The sequence below is a fragment of the Prosthecobacter sp. genome (genome assembly GCF_044222565.1).
Classification (GTDB): domain Bacteria; phylum Verrucomicrobiota; class Verrucomicrobiia; order Verrucomicrobiales; family Verrucomicrobiaceae; genus Prosthecobacter.
Genome location: NZ_JBGANA010000017.1, coordinates 1 through 18,519 on the forward strand (window position 1 = coordinate 1; position 18,519 = coordinate 18,519).

Consider the following 18,519-nt stretch of genomic DNA (forward strand, 5'->3'; position numbering starts at 1 on the left):
CAGCCCGGCATCTCTGCCTGTCCCTTGCCCAAACCTTGCGATGACGCTGTTGATATCATCACCCACAGTTTAGTCGTTATGGTTTTTGTACAGGCCGGGTTTCTTAAACTTGTGGGTAAAAGTTAGGCTGCGTCGGGTCCCAAATTCCGGGTCTGCCGCATCTCAGGCACCCAAAAACGTTCGCCGTCCTTTCACTGCGGAAAAACCGAAACCACAAACCGTCCACACCACACAAACCGCAGACACACTTCTCCCTGCAATCCATCAAAAGCCCCTCTGCCTCAAACCATTTCCCGAACACCCCAGCGTCCCATTATCAAAACCCCGCCATCCAAAAAAAATCACCAAAACCCCCAAGCCTGCGTCTTCATCACATACATCCCCCATCGCCAGATTCCCCACCGCGCTCTTCGCCAAACCGCCCGGTTGCGAGGATATCTCTACTCCATGGCGCACGCAGCCCACTCACAGACTGACGTGCCTACGCCACGGCGCGTGTCTCACAGCATAGCCCCCCTGGGAGCGCGGCACTCCGATGCCGCTCTGGGCCAGCGCTCCGCCACATCCCTCCTCACCGCATCACCCCAAAGCCCAAGGTGAGGGGTCCTCCCATCCCCCACTGGCAAGTGCGCTCACCAATCATGCCACTCCCCCCTCCAATCAAAACCCTCCGCCCACCCCCTTCACCAAAACCCCCACTGCTGCGTCTTCATCACATACACCCCCAGCGCCAGATTCCCCACCGCGTGCATCACCACACACGCCCCCAGGCTCTTCGTCCGCACCGCCACGAAATACATCAGCGCCCCCCACACAAACGCGCCCACATAGTCCTCCGTGTTGTGGATCACCATCACCGCCAGCGTCACAATCCAGAACGCCTTCCACCGGTGCGTGCCAAACGGCACCCTCTCAAAATCCCCGTCATCCACCAGTAGAAAGCGCATCAGAAAGCCCCGCCAGAACAGCTCCTCCACAAACGGCACCACCAGCATCATGCGCGCAAACCGCATTCCCACATCCAGCCCAAACCACAGCGCTGAATCCTTCGCGATCATCGGGTCAAACCCATCCCTGCGTTCCGCCAGCCCCAGCCACTTCCACCACGACGCCGGTTCATGTCCCTGCTGCACGAGAAACTCCCTCAGCACCGCCGGCGCCACCCACACGGCAATCCCGACGACGCCCAGCACAAACGCCAGCCCCAGCCCTCGCCACGGCCTCAGCGTGTAGTGCTTTCGGAACCACAGCAGCACCATAGCACATACCACCGTCTGCATCGGATACACCCAATGCTCCGGCGCCCGCACATACCACGGCAGCTCCGGATTTTTCACCCGAAACAACCCTGCCACCGCCCCAAGCACTTGGAACAGCAGCAGCGGCAGCATATAAGCTGCGGTGGAGGAGGCTCTCAGTCGCGCAAACATCAGATCAAATCAGGTCGGTCAGGTTACCCCGCACTTCTCACACTCACAAAGAAATGCAAACAACGTGTCGTGCCTCAACGCCTGTGCTGCGCATGACCCAAAAAGCATCGACCACTCTCCTCCTTCCTCACTGCCTCCGCCCATCAACTCCGGCGTCCTTTAAGTCCTTGAAGTCCTAAGTCCTTATTGAGAGTTGCACAATAGACTGACGTGGCACTTGATTACGTTGGGTTATCGTCGGCTTTGCCTTCAGCTTTTAGACCAGTTCTCGAAAAGATTGTCATTTTGACCGGCGAGCGCAGCGGTCCCAGTGGCAAGGCGGGAGCGCCGCCTGCTATTTGAAAATAACAGGCAAGCGACCAACGCAGCCAATGGGGCCGCTCCGCCGTCCGGGCAATGTGACAAGATTTTTGAGAGTTGGTCTAGCACCGAAGGTGCGGCCTAGCGTAGCCCAGGGCCAGCGAGCCTTGGCGAGCGCCGCCCTGGGTTCAGCACCAGCAGCAGCGCAGCAAACCCAGCGCCTTCTTCACACACCGCGTCCCCCAGCAGCGTCCTCCCGCCACGCCGAAGCAGGCAGCATGTGTCTCCGCCGCACGCAACGCCCCGGCTCCTGCATGCACATGCGCTCCATGCGTGTCAGTCTATTGCGCAATCCTCAATAACAGAGCCGACAATTGAAAACGAGCCTGGGCAGGTGCATACCAAAGAGGCTTCCTCAATGAGTCAAGAGCACAGCCCGCGCGGCGCAAGCATGGACGTAGGACGGTCGTGGCGACAGCCCGCCCGTCTGCGAGCGCGCTGCAAACTCCATCGCATACGAACGTCCTCGAAGTCGTGCGGTTTGGCGGAGAAGCGATGGAACGAGGAACGCTTTCGACGCCAAACACGCCCGGCCTCCGGCCTGAATGCGCGTACTCGAGATGCGCGAAGCCCTGAAAGTATCCTGGATGAAAATCCCCACCCTTATCGAGATTTGCATCACAGACTGACTGCTTCGTCCTGAAGGCCATAGGCCATCCGTCATGCCGCCCAGAGCTGCCGAGCGTTAGCGAGTGCTCCCCTGGGTTCCGCCACCCAGTCCGGAAAGCGAATCCATCATCCACTTCGCACAGCCCGTCTTCCAGAAGCGTCTCCCGGCCAATCCGCCGCGGAGAGCCAGCGTCCCAGGTAGACCAGTTCTCGAAAAGATTGTCATTTTGACCGGCGAGCGCAGCGGTCCCAGTGGCAAGGCGGGAGCGCCGCCTGCTATTTGAAAATAACAGGCAAGCGACTAACGCAGCCAATGGGGCCGCTCCGCCGTCCGGGCAATGTGACAAGATTTTTGAGAGTTGGTCTAAACGTCACGTCCCGGCTACAGCTCCAGCCTCTACACGGATTCCATCCACGTCAGTCTATTGAGCACCCCTCAATAGGATCCCCCATTCCTTTGCCAAAAAACAAACCATTCAAATACCCCACTCTCTCCACTTCACCACACATCCGCCTTCAAATCTCATCTCTGCGTTTTTCCAATCTCTGCGGTGTTAAATCTCTTCTCCCTTTCTTACCCCCTCACGGCAGCGCCAGATCCTTCGCCCGGTCCCCATTCAGCAGCCACTTCGAGCACCCCTTCAAATACATCCGGTTCCAAAACGACAGCGTCCCCGCACCCGTCGCCATCAGCGCGATCACCCGGTTCGAGATCCACTCCATCATGTTGCTGAACCGTCCCGGATAATCCTTGCTCAGCTGCGTGCCGCGCTCATAAAACGCCACGATCCGCCCGTCATAAAAGTACTCGATCAGCTCGTGCCACGCCTCATGCCACGCACGCTGGCGCTTCTCATATCGCTCCAGCTCCTTCGCCAGCAGCTCCGGCGCATCCAGCAGCTTCTCCCCATGCTTCGCAAACATCCCGCTGAGCGCTTCCGCCGAATCCAGCGCCAGAAACACCCCCGGTGAAAGCATCGGATCCACAAACCCAAACGCATCCCCCGCACTCACCCATCCCGGACCCTGCGCCCGGTCTGAAATGAGCTGGTAATTCGTGTACGTAAACACATCCGTCACCCGCTTCCGGTTCACCGCCAGCGGTGCCAGCACCGGATCCGTCGCCAGCACCTTGTCCAGCCGCTCTTCGCCGTTGGCACCAAACTCCGGCAGCGCCTTCGGATTCATCACCATGCCAAAGCTCAGCTTGTCCGGCAGCGGAATGCGCCAGCTCCATCCCCACGGATGATACATGATCACGATCTGCCCCGGCTCATACGGATGCTCAATGCCGTGGAAGTGCGCAAAGTGCGCCGTATCCCGCCGCGGCCCTGTCGCCGCCTTGATCCCCAGCAGCTTCGCAGACGTGCGCGCCCGCCCGCTGCAGTCGATGATCAGGTCCGGCTTCGCGCCATCGCGATACCCCCCCGCCTCCAGCGCGTCCGCATCCAGTTCCAGCTCCGGCTTGCCTCCCGGCTTGCCTCCCGGCTTGCCTCCCGGCTTCGCCACCAGTCCGGCCCGGTGCTTCACAAACGTCACTCCCAGCTCCTTCGCGTAATCCTTCAGCACGTCGTCAAAGGCCGGGCGCGGCACATTATATGCATACGGCGGCAGCCGCCCTTCCACGGACCTGAAATTGAAATTCATCCGCGTCCCCAGGTGGTGGATGAAACTCGCCCCCGGCTTGAACTGCGAGATCTTCGCCACCCGGTCTTCGATCCCCATGCGCTGCAGTATCGCCACGATCGCCGGGATCAGCGATTCACCCACCAGCAGCGCGGGTCGTTTTTCATCATCATAGACCAGCGTTTTAATGCCTTGTTTCGCCAGCAGTGCGGCAAGGGCGCTGCCGGCGGGACCGGCTCCGAGAATGGCGATGCGTGGAGGTTGGCTCATGAATCAGTAGCGTCGGAGTTTGCCGCTCGCAGTCAGCGGTAGTTCGGAAACAAAAGTGTAGAACAGCGGCACCTTGTAGGCGGAGAGCCGCTCCTGGCAAAGCTTTCTCAGTTCAATCACCTTGGGCGGCTCCTCGGCGTTGTTTGGAATGATCTCCGCCGCAGGCATCGCTCCCAGCGCAGGATGCGCCCGCCCGCTCACCCGCGCGGCCTTCACCCCCGCATGGCTGCACAGCACCGCCTCCACCTCTTCTGGAAAGCATTTCAATCCGCCCACATTGATCACACTGCGCACCCGTCCTCGCAGGTAGAAACAGCCGTCCTCATCCTGCTCCGCTATGTCCCCCGTCGCAAACCACCCATCCCGCAGCACCGCCTCACGCGGCTGCCACGGCGTCAGATAAGCATCAAAGATTCCCGGCCCGCGCAGCATCAGTTCTCCATCCTCCAGCTTCACCTCAAACGCCGGCAGCGGCTGCCCGATGGAAGTCGGCTTGTCCTTCGCATGCTTTAAATTCAAAATCGGCAGTCCCGCCTCGATGATGCCCATGCCTTGCGTCAGGTGCAGCCCCGTCTTGCTCGCAAACAGCTCCGCCACCTCGTTCGTCAGCGCAAACGCCGTCGAGACCGCCAGCCTAAGCGACCCCAGCTGCGCCGCATTCGGCTGCCCCGAGAGCATCGTGTAATGATACGGCGAGCCATACATCACCGTCGCTCCATGCGCCTCCATCATCTCGATCATCACCTTCGGGTCACTCGCCGGCGCCAGGATCGTCGTCGCTCCATGATAAAGATATAGCACAATCGAAACCGCAAAGTGATGCGCCATCGGCAGTACCCACAGCACCCGGTCCTCCGGTCCGATGCGCAGCCCCTCATTTGCCGCCGTGATGCGCCCTAACAGCGTCTCATGCGAAATCACAATCCCCTTCGAGGCTCCGGTCGTCCCGCTGCTAAACCGAATAAACGCCGGATTCAGCGCCACCAGTGCCGCCTCATCAAAAGACGGCGCTGCATCCTGCACCACCGCCTCCACGCGCCATTCCTCCGCACTCTGCGCATGCACCAGCGCATCCAGCGCCGTCGCCTTCGCCAGCTGCACCCGCTCGCTCGCCGTCAGCTCATTCGGAATGGGCACAAAGCACGCGCCCTGCTGCAGAATCGCCAGCGCCACCACAATGTAGTCCGCCCCGCTCGGCGCATTCAGCCCGATGCGCGATCTCTCCTTCTTCGGCCAGTTCGCATCCTCCATCAGCCTCCGCCCGCACTCCTTCATGCGCGCCTCCAGCTCACCAAACGTCAGCTGCAGTTCCGGACTCACCACCGCGGAGTGCGTGGCCGTGCTGCGTTCAAAGATAAGATCGACTATGTTCACTTCGCTTGTTCCAGTTGACCCAGGATCGCGCACACATGCTGCGCCAATCTTGCGGTGTCTTGTTCATCCATAGTGGCTGCGATTCCCGCCGCCTGTCCAGTCGCCAGCGCCGTTCCCATCACCCGCGCGCTCGCCTGCGCCCGGTGCGTCGTTGAAATGCACCTCCCGGCAATAAACACATTCTTCAGATCCCGCGCCCGCAGCGCCCCCAGCGGAATGCCGCACGCCTTCGCTTCCTTCGGATAAAGCAGCCTCGGCCCCCGCGCCGTCTCCCGCAACTCCATCGGCCACGTCGCATTCGCCACCGCATGCTCATCCCTCCGGCTCTCCAGAATGTCCTCCTCCGTCACCGTCACTTCCCCCACCCACCTCCGGCTCTCACGAACACCCGCCCTCACCGGCAGTGTCGAGATCCACGCCAGGCCAAAGCCTTCCAAATGCCCCTTCAAATAATCCACAATCGCAAACGTCACCTCACGTCCCTGCATCTCAGTCAGCGTCAGTCCCTCCACGTCCATCGCATCCCCCGGCAGATCCAGCGTCAGAAACACCTCGTTCAAACCCACCCCTCCTCGGAAGTGCGCCCCTGCCGCTTCCACCGGCAGCTTGCCCTCCTTGATCGCCCTCGCCAGACATCCGGCGATCTTCAGCGGCCCGTCCCCCTTCATCGCCTCCCCGTCCACGCCCCCCATTCCCACAATGTAAGCCGGACGCTGCAGCTCATGTGCTGGCGTCTGCTCCCATGGGTGCCCCGTCAGCGCCGCCACCACCGCATCGCCGCTCGCATCCACCACCATCCGCGGCTGCACTTTCCAGACCGCCCCCCGGCACTGCAGCGTCACTTCCGAAACGCGTTTTCCGTCCACCCCGCATCCGGTCACTTCAGTATGTAAACAAACCTTAAGTTTTTGCTGAATCCGACACACAACATCAAGATAACCCGCCAGTTTTTGCGGCGCATGCAGCAGCACATCCACCCGCCCCATCCTCACCGGACCATGCCCGATCCCTCGCGCCAGCAGCTCCCGTTCGAACTCCACCGGCACCCCCGGATTGGCCACCCGCGCCACCGCTTCCGCCGTCGCCGGTAGTTCATACAGTCCGCAGAACGAATGCACCAGCGAGGCCGTCCCCGCGCCGCCCAGCATTCCATGTCTTTCCACCAGAAGCGACTCCTTGCCACAACGTGCAGCCGCCAGCGCCGCCGCCACGCCTGCGCTGCCCCCACCGATGATGAGCACATCCGGATTCATGCCTCCATCATCCTCCCAGAAGATCAGAACGCCAGCGCTCCCTGACGAGTTCCGTCTCCGCCTCGCTCAGGCACGTGTCCAGGTAGCTTAAGGTCACCGTAAGCTGCTCCCGGCACTCACTCACAAACACCCCGCTCCCCGGCGGCGCATTCACCGTCGGCATGTGGATCGCATTCACAATCTCCCCCCCGCAGAAAGTCGTCATGCCCTCCCCAAAGTTGCCCGTATAGGCATGGTAGCAGGACGCTATTTCCCCCCGTTGCGCCAGTCTGACCATATCCAGCATGCTTTTCCCCGGCATGCGCCGCGTCAGCAGCTGCAGCGAGTTGAACGACAGATGCCGCTTCAGCTTCAGATGTTCCATGTGCTGCCTCATCAGCACCCGGCTTGCCACTCCAAGATCCTTCAGGTCCTCATCCTTCAAAATGAAAAAGAACATCGACATGTGATTCTGAAAAATCGCCGTCTTTCCCGCCCCATCCTTTGGCCGCTGCTGCACCGGCATCGTCACCGCATAGGACAGATTTCTGCATCCGCGCGCATGAAACACCGCCTGATGGCATCTTGCGGCAAGTCCCGCATAAAAAAACGTCCTCATCATGTCCCCGCCGATCTTCCCCAGCGTGGTCCTGACCCGGGCCGTCTCCTCCTTGGAAAAAGTCTCCCACAGGCAGCAGCGCCTTCCGCTGACCACCTTGCCACGGCTTGCCGAAACAAACGGCTCCACTCCCAGTGCCATGAGGTGCCTTCCGCAGCTCTCACTTTCCTGAAACAGCTTCCACCACGGCTTGTCATTCTTCACCACCGGCTGCTGAGGCGAGGCCGCCTGCGGGTTCTGCCACAGTTCATCCATGTGCTTGAAAAGTAGCTCCACCCCGGTGCCATCCAGCAGCAGGTGGGACCAGTTCATCAGCATCGACCACGTTTCGTCACTCGTCCGCACCACATCCAGCCGCACATGAGGTGGTCCCAGGGAACTCCGTGCATGTCCCTGCATCCTTTTGCCACGCAGTTCAGAAATCGACTCAATCACCGACTCTTCCCCTTCCACCCCTCTGACACGATGAAACTCAATCGGAACACCCACAGCCTCTCCCGAGCACTCCCAATACGGCACCCCAAACAGCCCGTCCTTGCACAGAGTGGCATGCAGCAGCGGCATCCGTTTCGGCAGCTCCGCCGCCAGCCAGCGCAGGCGCTCTTCATCCGGCCGCCCGCTCACCTGAATCTCGCTCAAAGCATCCAGCCCACGTCCGTCCGCGGACCGTGCCAGGTAGTCCAGTGCCACGACAAAGCCGTCGGTGCCCGAGATGGGAAACTGGGGAATGGCCGGGGTGCTCATGCCGCTGCCGCTTGTCCCATCACCAGCGCCGCCATCGCCTGACCACTGCGGAAATTCGCGCGGCTCAGTTCCGTCGGTTCCACTTTCTTTCCATACTGTTCCTCCAGAAACATCACCAGCTGCATCACCCCCATCGAATCCAGCCCCGCTTCAAAGAAGTCAGCCTCCGTCCCAAAATCAGCCGGCAGATCCGGCAGGACATTTTCACGCACAAGTTCAATCATGGCAGCGGGCGAGATGGTGGCGAGGTCGGGCATGAGTGCACTGTTATGCACGGAAGAACATGTTCTTGCAACCCCGCACCTCGGCATGCAATACCCGATTGGACAACCCAAATCCAGCGTAGTATTATGACCTTATGACACTCGTTTTGCCAGACGATCCAGTGACCGCTTCCTTCAGCCCCAAAGACTTGCAGCTTGAGCTGGCCTGCGCGCTTTATGCAAGGAAGCGCATAAGCATGTCCCAGGGGGCACGTATGGCCGAATTGGAACGGATGGATTTTCAGGCAGCTCTCTGTGACCGGGACATACCCGTCCACTATTCCACCACTGATTTGGAGAAAGACATGGAGTCCCTCCAAACCTTGCTGCCTGCATGATTGTCATAGCCGACACCTCGGTGCTGCTGAATCTCGACTTGGTAGGTCAGCTTCAGCTTTTAAGGCTGTTGTTTGGTACCGTCATCATTCCACCTGCGGTTAAGGCCGAGTTTGAGAGGTTGGCTGCGACCAACGGTCGTTTTGCAGGACTTATTCTGCCAGACTGGGTCCAGGTGAAATCGTGGCAACAGACACGCCTCACCGATGAAATCCTCAAGCTGCTCGACCCTGGCGAATCTGCAGCCATCAGTCTCGCTATTGAACTGCATGCGGACGCATTGCTGATGGATGAGAGCGAAGGGCGTGCCGTCGCGCAGGCTCATGGCCTGCGAACCATCGGCATTGTGGGTATTCTCATTCAGGCTCGCAAGGCCGGTCACCTGCCGGCTATTCGCCCCGTCATCGAAGATTTGCGCATTCGTGCCAAATTTCGCCTCAGCGAAGCTCTTGTTCGGCATGCTTTGTCTATGTGTCAGGAGTAAACACCTGCACACTCCTCAAGGATACTCATGCCCTAAATTGTCATCCGTGATGATCTTCGCGTCTCCCCAGGCCGCCTCCATGGCCGGGCGGCGGCACCAGTGCCACATGTCGCCTGGCGCTGGCAGGGCCTCTCCTTTGAGAAAGTCCAGCACGTCCTCGATCTGATCGGCAGGAACGACGGGTTTCCCGTCGATGTGGTATTCTGCCAGGATTTTCCGCCATCGGTCACGGTCTGGCTCCAGCGGAGCATTGCTGGCCAGGCAGTGGTTCATGACCATCATGGTCTCTGGAAACACTTCCATGCCTGTTCGTGCAGCGCGTTGCGATTCCGTGCAGTTCCAAAAGGCGATGCCTTCGGGCGTGAGGTGCGCTTTGACCTCCGTCAAAAACTCCCGCGAAAGCAGCGCGGAGGCAAACTCGCGCCAATGATGCGTGGTATTCATCACAATGGCGTCAAAACGCGCCTCAGGGTGTTGCCGCAGCCAGCGCCTACCGTCATCGATCACCAGTTCCAGCTTCGGATTGGTCAGCAGGCTGGCGACTTCCGGCCGCGCCCTTATCAGATCCAGATACCCATGACTCAGCTCAATGGCCGTCACTTTCTTCACTTGGGGATGATTGACCAAAATCTGCGTCCACGATCCGCTGGCCACCCCAATAACCAGCACATTTTCAATGCGATCCCGCACCGCCGAAAGAAAATACGGCCGCACCAGCCACGCCTTCGGCTCCAGTTTGGTGCCAATCATTCCGTCGTAGGCGCCGTTGCCATAGACCGCATTGCTGGTGTCCACCGTGATCACGCCGTGGCGTGATTCAATGGTCTGAGCGAAGCGCATGCTGCCTTGGAACTCGTGTTTGTACTGCAGTTTCTCATACAGCCAGACAAAGGACCCCACAAACAGCCCTGTGGCAGCCAGGACCTTCGCTGTTAAAACCTTGTTCTCGCGGCCCGGTGCAATGTTTTTGACCCATAGCAACGAAACGAAAAGAAGCGCATAGCTGAGCGCATGCAGACTCATCCATTCCATAAAGAGGAAGCCTGTAAGCAGGCTGCCCGCGCCTGAGCCAATGATGTTGGCAAGGTAGAGCTTGGAAAGCTGGCTACCTGTGTCATTCCCAGCAGGAATCGCCGCATGACAAAGCAGCGGAAAGGTAAGGCCGATCAAGGCTCCGGCGAAGATGACAAAAAGATACCCCAGCTCCCAGGACAGATAGCATGCCGCCTCTGCCGTCAGCGGTGCCACGAGGAAACCTCCGACACTCGAAATGGCCACCCAGCGCGCCAGTTTTCCACGCAGTTCACCGCCTTGCTTCAAAATGCGCGGACTCAACAACGATCCGAGTGCGAGACCAAGCAGATAGCTGCCAAGCATGTACCCAAACACAGGGGCCTTGGAGGCGCTGGCAAAGTTAAAGACCCGCGACCAGATGATTTCCCAGGACAGCGCCAAAAATCCAGAAAGTGCCGACCATTGCAATGCGGTGCGAAAAGGGATCTCGCATGCCGTGCTGACTGCTGGTGCTCCATCGTTCGTGGTCTCCGAAGGTGGTTTTCTCAAGACCAGCAGCACAATCAGCGCCGCCGTGGCATTCAAACAGGCAGCGATGCGCGTCGTTCCGCTCATGCCAAAGCTGCCAAGCAGCCAGTGCGCGGCAATGAAGGAGCCGAGCGCAGCGCCCAGCGTATTCACAAAATACAGCCTGCTCACACTTTCCCCCACGTGCGCTGTATCGCGCACCTGATGCGCCACCAGCAGCGGCAGAGTGGCTCCCATGAGCAGGGTGGGCAGAAACACCAGGAGGAAAACCAGCGCACCTGTGATCAAACCATGCGATTGCACGGAAGTATGCGCACCCACGGCATCAAACAGCTTCAGTGAGATGAGGCCGTAAGCCCCCACACCCAGCTCTGCCAGGCCAAACAGCAGCACCAGCGGAGCACGGCTGGATTTGGAAATCCACCCGCCCGCGATGCTGCCGATGCCAAGTCCTGCCAGGAAGGCCGCAACCACCATCGCCACGGATTCCACGTTGCTGCCGTAGATCGTCAGCAGCGCGCGCTGCCATACGAGCTGGTAAATCAGCGCAGATATGCCCGAAAGGATGAAAACGCCATGCAGGACGATGGCGTGGAGGCGGCGGGACATGAGAGTGAGATCACTCGAAGCCGTTGGCGCGCAGGAACTTCAGGCTCTGCGGGATCTGCTCCTGCGAGGTGGAAGACTCGTCCTCGATGAAGTAGTGCTTGATGCCATTTTTGCGCGCGGCGGCAAAGATGGCAGCCCAGTCCATCTGGCCCGTGCCGAGAACGACATCGTTTTCCACGTCCGTCTTACCCGTGAGGAAGCCGGTGGCCACGCCTTTTTTGAGGTCTTTGAGGTGCATGAGCTTCCAGCGGCCGCTGTATTTCTCCAGCAACTTCACCGGATCCTGGCCAGGGAAGACGATCCACAGAATGTCCATCTGCATGGATACAAATTCAGGCTTCGTCTCCTTCAGGAAGAGGTCCAGCAACGTGCCGTCGCCATAGGGCTCAAACTCGAAACCATGGGCATGGTAAAACATCGTGATGCCTTCCTTTGCCAAAGCCTCACCCGCTTTGTTAAAAACCGCGATGGCATCGCGGCACTCCGCTTCGTCAAACTTGTCCTTGTGGTCGATCCAGGCGCAGCCGGCATACTTGAGGCCCAGCGTCTTTGCTTCCTTCACAACATTATCGAGATCGTTCTTGTAACGAGCGTAGGGGAAGTGGCTGCTCACCGCTTTCAGCTCGCGCTTTTCCAGCTCGGCTTTGAACTGTTCGGCCGTCAGATCGTAGGTGCCTGCAAGCTCCACCTCCTTGATGCCGAACTGCTTCACCTGATCCAGCGTCCAGGGCACCCCACGCAGCTTGAACTGGCTGCGCAGACTGTAGAGCTGCAAACCGGCGGCGTTAGGAGCATCAGCGGCGAAGGTTTGAGCCGCGAAGCCGAGGACGAGAAGGAGGGAGGTGAGTTTCATGGATAGAGGAACGGATTGTTGAAGAATGAAGGCTGGAATGTCACGCACGAACTTCAAACCCGCCGGATCGCTGCGGCGAAGGCGCCGTCCATTTGATCTTCTGGAGGAAAGCTGTGGCGGGTGGTGAGGAGTTCGTAGCCAAGGGTTGATTCGAGGACGCTGGAGACGAGGAGCTCGTTTTCGGCGGGTTCGATGCTGCAGGTGCTGTAAACGAGGATGCCGCCGGGTTTGAGAACACGGAGGCAGTTTTTGAGCAGAAGTGTCTGGGTTTCCACCTGGGCGGTGATGTCCGCGGGCTCCAGACGCCAGCGGACGTCCACGCGGCGGCGCATGACGCCGGTATTGGAGCAGGGGACATCGAGGAGGATGCGGTCAAAGCCGGCTTTGGCGAAGGCGGGGATCGGGGGCGACGTCACAGGCGATGATTTCGCCGGTGTTTTCCATGAGCTGGGCGAGCAGGGCGGTCTTGCCACCGGGGGCGGCGCAGGCATCGAGCACACGCTGGCCGGGCTGCGGGGCCAGCAGACGCGGGGCCACGGCTGTGCTGGGGTCCTGCATGTACACTTTTCCGACGCTCAAATCCTCCCGCGGCAGACTTTCGCAGACGATGAAGTCGTCCGTTGTGTCGGTCAGCTGGGGATAGAGACGGTTGATGCGGGCGCAGATCGGGGCAGGGATTTGATTCCATTCGCAAAGGGCGGTGGTTTTGGCTTCGCCGTAGAGGGCGAGCCAGTGCTCAATGAGCCATTTGGGGTGGGAAGTCCGGGTTTCCAGTGGCAGCGTGGACACCATGGCCAGCAGCTCTTCGGATTCCCGGCAGGCACGACGGAGCACGGCATTGATGAGGCTTCGTGCCCGGCCGGTGGCGGCCACGGTTTCGTTTACGGCGGCATATTCTGAAACCTTGAGAATCAACACCTGACAGAGGCCGATGCGCAGACCCCAACGGCTGCGGTGGTCGAGGTGCTTGCCCTCGGTGATGACGTCAATCCAATGGTCCAGCAGGGAAAGATTGCGCAGGGTGGTGAGGACGATGTCGCGCAAAAAGGCGGTGTCGGGCAGGCTGAGGCCGTTGTCCCGCTGAATGTGGTCCATCAGGTCTGCGGCAAAGCGTTCTCCTTTGGCCCATTCGCCCAAAACATCCAGCACCATGCCTCGGATGGGGACGGCGGGCGGGCGGGAAGGGGAGGACTGGCGTGGCTGGCTCATGGGTGTCCACGACTAAGGCGGCACGGCGCAGGACACAAGCCGCCCTTTCTCTGCGGTGGGAGGAATGATTGACAAACTTCCCGCCCCCGCCTTTATAGTTGGCCCCCCGCCATTTTCACCCGCCCAACCACCCCAGACCATGGATTTTATCGCCAAGAACATCGCCGAAGTAGCTCCTTCAATGACCCTGTCCATCACCGCCCAGGCGAAGGCATTGAAGAAGCAGGGTGTGGACGTGCTGAGCTTCGGAGCCGGCGAGCCTGACTTTGACACTCCGGCTCCGATCATTGAGGCCGCCACCAAGGCGCTTACCAGCGGCAAGACCCGCTACACGGAGAGCGCCGGCATCCTGGAGCTGCGCGAATCCATCGCCGCCAAGCTGATGGTGGACAACAACGTGCAGTATGACCCCTCCCAGATCAGCGTGAACTGCGGTGCCAAGCACTCCTGCTACAACGCCATCCTGGCCTGCGTGAATCCGGGCGACGAAGTGATCATCCCCGCCCCTTACTGGACCAGCTACCCTGAGATGGTGCGCATCGTCGGTGGCATCCCGGTGATCGTGGAAACGAAGCGCGAAAACGGCTGGAAGCTCACTCCTGATGAATTTGAGGACGCCATGTCCCCGATGACGAAGATGATCATCCTGAACACTCCGGGCAACCCGACCGGCTCCATCTACTCCAAGGATGAGCTCAAGGCTCTGGCCGAGATCGCCGTGGGCGAGGGCATCGTGATCCTTTCTGACGAAATCTATGAGAAGCTGGTGTATGGCGGCCATGAGCACGTCAGCATCGCCTCCCTGAGCAAGGAGATCTACGACCACACCATCACCATCAACGGCTTCTCCAAGGCCTATGCGATGACCGGCTGGCGTCTGGGCTACACCGCCGCGCCGAAGAAGATCGCCGACGCCATCGACACGATTCAGAGCCACACCACCAGCAATCCAACCAGCTTTGCCCAGTACGGCGCCCTGGCCGCGCTGCAGATGGACCAGCAGATCGTCAGCGACATGCGTGATGAGTTCGACGTGCGCCGCCAGTACATGCTGGGCCGCCTGAACAACATCAAGAACATCCGCGTGGTGGAGCCGATGGGCGCCTTCTACTTCCTGGTGGACATCGAGCCCACACAGATCAAGAGCGTGAACTTCTGCGAGAAGCTGCTGAGCAAGCAGAAGGTCGCCATCGTCCCCGGCGTGGCTTTCGGAGCGGAGCACACGGTGCGCTTCAGCTACGCCACCGGCCTGGACGTGATCAACGCCGGCATGGACCGCTTCGAAGAGTTCTGCAATCAGCACTAATCCAGGCAACCCACCGCCAACTACGGCAAACCTCCGCAATCAACCTTAAACCGAACACGATCATGGGCATCTACAACAACATCGTCGAAACCGTTGGCAAAACCCCGCTGGTGAAGCTCAACAAAGTCACCGCCGGCCTCAATGCCACCATCGCTTTGAAGTGCGAATTCTTCAATCCGCTGGGCAGCGTGAAGGACCGTATCGGTGCCGCCATGATCGAAGACGCGGAGAAGCGCGGCATTTTGACCAAGGAAACCGTCATTGTGGAGCCTACCAGCGGCAACACTGGCATCGCTCTCGCGTTTGTCGCGGCAGCGAAGGGCTACAAGCTCATCCTGACAATGCCTGAGACGATGTCTCTGGAACGCCGTACGCTGCTGGCTCTGCTGGGTGCGGAACTGGTGCTCACGCCAGGGGCGCAGGGCATGAAGGGTGCGATCGCCAAAGCGACCGAACTCGTCTCCACCACGCCGAATGCATGGATGCCGCAGCAGTTTGAAAACCCCGCCAATCCTGCCATCCACTCGAAGACCACCGCTGAAGAGCTGTGGGCAGACACGGACGGCAAGATCGACATCCTTGTGGCTGCTGTGGGAACCGGCGGCACCATTACCGGCGTGACGGAAGTCCTCAAGCCGCGCAAGCCCAGCTTCCAGGCCATTGCCGTTGAGCCAGAAGCCTCCCCGGTCATCAATCAGACCCTTGCCGGCCAGCCTGTGCAGCCCGGTCCGCACAAGATTCAGGGCACCGGCGCGGGATTCGTCCCCGCCAACCTGCATCTCAAGGACAGCGCCGGCAATCCTCAGATCACCGAGTGCATCAAGATCAGCAACGACGCCGCATTTGCCATGGCACGCCGCCTGGCCAAGGAAGAGGGCATCCTCGTCGGCATCAGCACCGGGGCCAACGTCCTTGCCGCCATTGAAGTGGCCAAGCGTCCTGAAAACGCGGGCAAGCTGATCGTCACCGTCGCCTGCTCCACCGGCGAGCGTTACCTCTCCACCGCGCTGGCGGATGAAGCCCGCGCCCAAGTGGGAGCGTAAGCTTTGCAATGACGAGCAAAGAATGACGAAGGAAGCCAGAAAACACCCGAGTCAGAGCGTGTAACGGCTTCCTTCTCCGTCATTTTCCCAGCCCGCCATTTTCTTCGACTCCAATACCACCCTTTTATGTCTCAACTTGATTCCGCATCCCAAGAAGTTCCCTCCACCGGCATGGAGAAGTTCGTCGAGGAAAATTTCCGCAAGCTCGTCTGGGGCTTCATACTTGTGGTGGTCGCACTCATTGCGGGTGCTGTTATCCATTCCCAGAACAAAGCCAAGGCCAACGAGGCGTCTGAAGCCTTCACCAGTGCCAAGACTGTGGATGACTGCGATCTGGTCATCTCTCGCTATCCGGGCACCAATGCCGCTGCCGATGCGCTGCTGCTGAAGGCCGACCTGCTGTGGGATCAAAACAAAAAGTCGTCCGCAGTGGACGCGCTGAAGGACTTCACCACCAAGGATGCCAGCAGCCCGCTGGTGGCCTACGCGCTGCTGAGCCTCGGCTCCAAGCTGGATGCCATGGGAGACGGCAAGGAGGCACAGTCTGTGTTTGAACGTGTGGTCAAAGAGTTTACCTCCAGTGAAGCTGCTCCACTTGCGCAGGTGCGCCTGGGCGATCTGCTCTGGGCTCAGGGCAAGGCCGATGAGGCCAAGAAAGTCTATGAGGACGTTGCCGTGAAGTTCCCTGATCTGCCAGGGTTCCAAGACATCAGCCAGAGCCGCCTCGGCTGGCTCGCCGCATCCCTGCCGACCAAGGAAGTCGATCCGCCGCCAGCGCCGAAAGTAGAGCCCAAACCAGTGCCAGCTCCCGTCCCAGGCCTGCCCAACATGAAGCTGAACTCTCCTCCAGGCGGCATCGGTGCCACGCTCAATCCTGCTGGCGCGCCTCCGATTCCAGCCATGATCACTCCACCTGGTGCTCCCGCTCCAGCCGTGACCACACCTGCAGTGCCTGCTCCTGCTCCTGCTCCGACTGCTCCAGCAGCAACGCCAACACCAACGGCTCCTCCAGTTCCCGCTGCTCCAATGCCGGCCCCAATTGTGCCAGCCTCGGCTCCGACACCGGTAACTCCTCCGCCTGCAGCGGCTACAACCCCGGCACCTGTGCCTACGCCTACGCCAGTGACACCTGCACCTGCTGTACCGACTCCACCGCCAGCGCCAAGTGCTAACGCTCCGGCTCCTGCGGCACCGCCTGCTGCGCCTGCGCCAGCACCGGTCAAGCCCTGATCTGGTCTTCACGGATCAGGCTGTGACCTAGCGATGGATCTGCGATCCCTCGGCGGTGGTTCGACAGGATTCTTCCAAAACCGGGATCAAAATGATCCCTGGCGCCAAGGCTTTCGCTTTTGCTGCGTCAAGATGCCGCAAGCACCCACTCACGGATCGCTCCGATAACCTCTTCGCGTTGCGCCTCGCTAAGTTCGCCGTAGATCGGAATGCTCAGCACCTCGCTGGCAACGCGATGGGAAACCTCGCAGCCGAAGAGCGAAGTGGCGGGCAGATCCGCGAAGCAGGTCTGCTGATCCAGCGTGACGGGGTAGTAGATGTCGCAGCCGATCTTTTTCGCCACAAGATGATCGCGAAGCGCGTCGCGCTGGCCCGAGAGCACACGGATGGTGAACTGATTCCAGATGTGTTCGTTGTGCTCGTAACTGACTGGCAGTACGATTTTGGCGTGCTGGGTGGTCAGCCAGGTGTCCTGGGTGCTGACGCATTTGCAATGTTCCGGATTGGCCTGAACCACGCCGGGGATCTTTGACAGGACCTCGATGTAATGGGCCGCATTGCGCTGGCGGTCGGCGGTGTACTGTGCGTAGCGTTTCACTTTCACGCTCAGCAGGGCGCACTGCAGCGTGTCCATGCGGAAATTGCCACCGACGTAGTGGTGGTAGTATTTGGGCTTGCCGCCGTGCACGCGCAGCACACGGGCGTATTCGGCCAGTGCGTCATCATTTGTGACGAGCATGCCGCCGTCGCCGAAACCGCCGAGGTTTTTGCTGGGGAAGAAGCTGTAAGTGCCGAAGTCGCCCAAGGTGCCGCTGCTGGTGCCACGGTATTTGGCCCCGATGGACTGCGCGGCGTCCTCGATCACCTTGAGGCCGTGTTCCTTGGCCAAGGCAAGGATGGGAATCATGTCCGCACACTGGCCGAAGAGATGAACAGGAATGATTGCGCGCGTTTTCGCGGTGATCTTTTTCCGCGCGTCGTTCACGTCCATGTTGAAGCAGACGGGGCAGACATCGGTGAAGACCGGGATGGCGCCAAGACGTGAGACGGCACCTGCGGTGGCAAAGAAGGTGAAGGCGGGGCAGAGGACTTCGTCTCCGGCTTTGATGTCGAGAGCCATGAGGGCCAGCAGCAGGGCATCGGTGCCGGAGGAAACGGAAAGGGCATGCTTCACCCCGACCATTGCCGCGATCTCGGCCTCAAACGTCTCCATCTCCGGCCCCATGATGAATCTCCCATGATGCAGCACCTGGGTGAAGGCAGCCTGGAGTTCGGATTCGAGGGGGTGGTTCTGGGCGTTGACGTCGAGGAGTGGGACGGGCATGGCGGCTGGAAATGACGAAGGCGGAATGATGAATGACGAATGGCTGCGGTGCCAGC

General features: G+C 60.0%; 16 protein-coding genes. 5 read left to right on the forward strand and 11 right to left on the reverse strand.

The features are described 5' to 3' along the window. Window positions 1–683: 683 nt before the first annotated feature. The 6 genes from ACILSR_RS22160 to ACILSR_RS22185 form a co-directional block, all read right to left on the reverse strand. On the reverse strand, window positions 684–1,430 hold the full coding sequence (locus ACILSR_RS22160; protein WP_395751984.1) for a CAAX prenyl protease-related protein: 747 nt from the start codon (window positions 1,428–1,430) through the stop codon (window positions 684–686). A 1,551-nt stretch (window positions 1,431–2,981) separates the two neighbouring features. Continuing rightward, window positions 2,982–4,295 carry an NAD(P)/FAD-dependent oxidoreductase gene (locus ACILSR_RS22165; protein ID WP_395751985.1) on the reverse strand — a complete coding sequence of 438 codons (1,314 nt, stop codon included), beginning with the start codon at window positions 4,293–4,295 and terminating at the stop codon, window positions 2,982–2,984. A gap of 3 nt (window positions 4,296–4,298) precedes the next feature. Beyond that, window positions 4,299–5,669: a class I adenylate-forming enzyme family protein gene (locus ACILSR_RS22170; RefSeq protein WP_395751986.1), complete on the reverse strand. Its 1,371-nt coding sequence runs from the start codon at window positions 5,667–5,669 to the stop codon at window positions 4,299–4,301. Then, window positions 5,666–6,922: an FAD-dependent oxidoreductase gene (locus tag ACILSR_RS22175; protein ID WP_395751987.1), complete on the reverse strand. Its 1,257-nt coding sequence runs from the start codon at window positions 6,920–6,922 to the stop codon at window positions 5,666–5,668. Before ACILSR_RS22175 ends, ACILSR_RS22170 begins: the two co-directional genes overlap by 4 nt. 7 nt (window positions 6,923–6,929) lie before the next feature. Continuing rightward, the gene (locus tag ACILSR_RS22180; RefSeq protein ID WP_395751988.1) at window positions 6,930–8,264 is read right to left on the reverse strand and encodes a hypothetical protein; all 1,335 of its coding nucleotides are present in this window, start codon (window positions 8,262–8,264) and stop codon (window positions 6,930–6,932) included. Next, window positions 8,261–8,521, reverse strand: coding sequence for an acyl carrier protein (locus ACILSR_RS22185; protein ID WP_395751989.1), 261 nt, complete (start codon window positions 8,519–8,521; stop codon window positions 8,261–8,263). Before ACILSR_RS22185 ends, ACILSR_RS22180 begins: the two co-directional genes overlap by 4 nt. Window positions 8,522–8,622: 101 nt before the next feature. Between ACILSR_RS22185 and ACILSR_RS22190 the strand changes: the two genes are divergently transcribed. Next, window positions 8,623–8,865, forward strand: coding sequence for a UPF0175 family protein (locus ACILSR_RS22190; RefSeq protein WP_395751990.1), 243 nt, complete (start codon window positions 8,623–8,625; stop codon window positions 8,863–8,865). Further along, complete coding sequence (locus ACILSR_RS22195; protein WP_395751991.1) at window positions 8,862–9,347, forward strand: DUF3368 domain-containing protein; 486 nt, start codon at window positions 8,862–8,864, stop codon at window positions 9,345–9,347. The genes ACILSR_RS22190 and ACILSR_RS22195 overlap by 4 nt, the downstream gene beginning before the upstream one ends. Before the next feature lie 15 nt (window positions 9,348–9,362). On the opposite strand, the gene ACILSR_RS22200 is transcribed toward ACILSR_RS22195, so the two are convergent. From ACILSR_RS22200 to ACILSR_RS22215, 4 genes are read right to left on the reverse strand one after another with little or no spacing between them, the layout of a single operon-like run. After that, window positions 9,363–11,498: a fused MFS/spermidine synthase gene (locus ACILSR_RS22200; RefSeq protein WP_395751992.1), complete on the reverse strand. Its 2,136-nt coding sequence runs from the start codon at window positions 11,496–11,498 to the stop codon at window positions 9,363–9,365. Between the two features lie 10 nt (window positions 11,499–11,508). Continuing rightward, window positions 11,509–12,351, reverse strand: coding sequence for a sugar phosphate isomerase/epimerase family protein (locus ACILSR_RS22205; RefSeq protein WP_395751993.1), 843 nt, complete (start codon window positions 12,349–12,351; stop codon window positions 11,509–11,511). A 53-nt stretch (window positions 12,352–12,404) separates the two neighbouring features. Continuing rightward, a complete protein-coding gene (locus ACILSR_RS22210) occupies window positions 12,405–12,767 on the reverse strand; it encodes a hypothetical protein (protein ID WP_395751994.1) in 363 nt (120 codons plus the stop codon). After that, a complete protein-coding gene (locus ACILSR_RS22215; protein WP_395751995.1) occupies window positions 12,724–13,560 on the reverse strand; it encodes a transcription antitermination factor NusB in 837 nt (278 codons plus the stop codon). Before ACILSR_RS22215 ends, ACILSR_RS22210 begins: the two co-directional genes overlap by 44 nt. Window positions 13,561–13,699: 139 nt before the next feature. Between ACILSR_RS22215 and ACILSR_RS22220 the strand changes: the two genes are divergently transcribed. The 3 genes from ACILSR_RS22220 to ACILSR_RS22230 all read left to right on the forward strand — a co-directional run bounded on the left by ACILSR_RS22220 (window position 13,700) and on the right by ACILSR_RS22230 (window position 17,139). Then, window positions 13,700–14,866: a pyridoxal phosphate-dependent aminotransferase gene (locus ACILSR_RS22220; protein WP_395751996.1), complete on the forward strand. Its 1,167-nt coding sequence runs from the start codon at window positions 13,700–13,702 to the stop codon at window positions 14,864–14,866. 62 nt (window positions 14,867–14,928) lie between these two features. After that, window positions 14,929–15,909, forward strand: coding sequence for a cysteine synthase A (gene cysK / locus ACILSR_RS22225; protein ID WP_395751997.1), 981 nt, complete (start codon window positions 14,929–14,931; stop codon window positions 15,907–15,909). A gap of 126 nt (window positions 15,910–16,035) precedes the next feature. Further along, a complete protein-coding gene (locus tag ACILSR_RS22230) occupies window positions 16,036–17,139 on the forward strand; it encodes a tol-pal system YbgF family protein (protein WP_395751998.1) in 1,104 nt (367 codons plus the stop codon). A 127-nt stretch (window positions 17,140–17,266) separates the two neighbouring features. Here ACILSR_RS22230 and ACILSR_RS22235 read toward each other — a convergent pair whose 3' ends face one another. After that, the gene (locus ACILSR_RS22235) at window positions 17,267–18,463 is read right to left on the reverse strand and encodes a DegT/DnrJ/EryC1/StrS family aminotransferase (protein WP_395751999.1); all 1,197 of its coding nucleotides are present in this window, start codon (window positions 18,461–18,463) and stop codon (window positions 17,267–17,269) included. Window positions 18,464–18,519 lie beyond the last annotated feature (56 nt).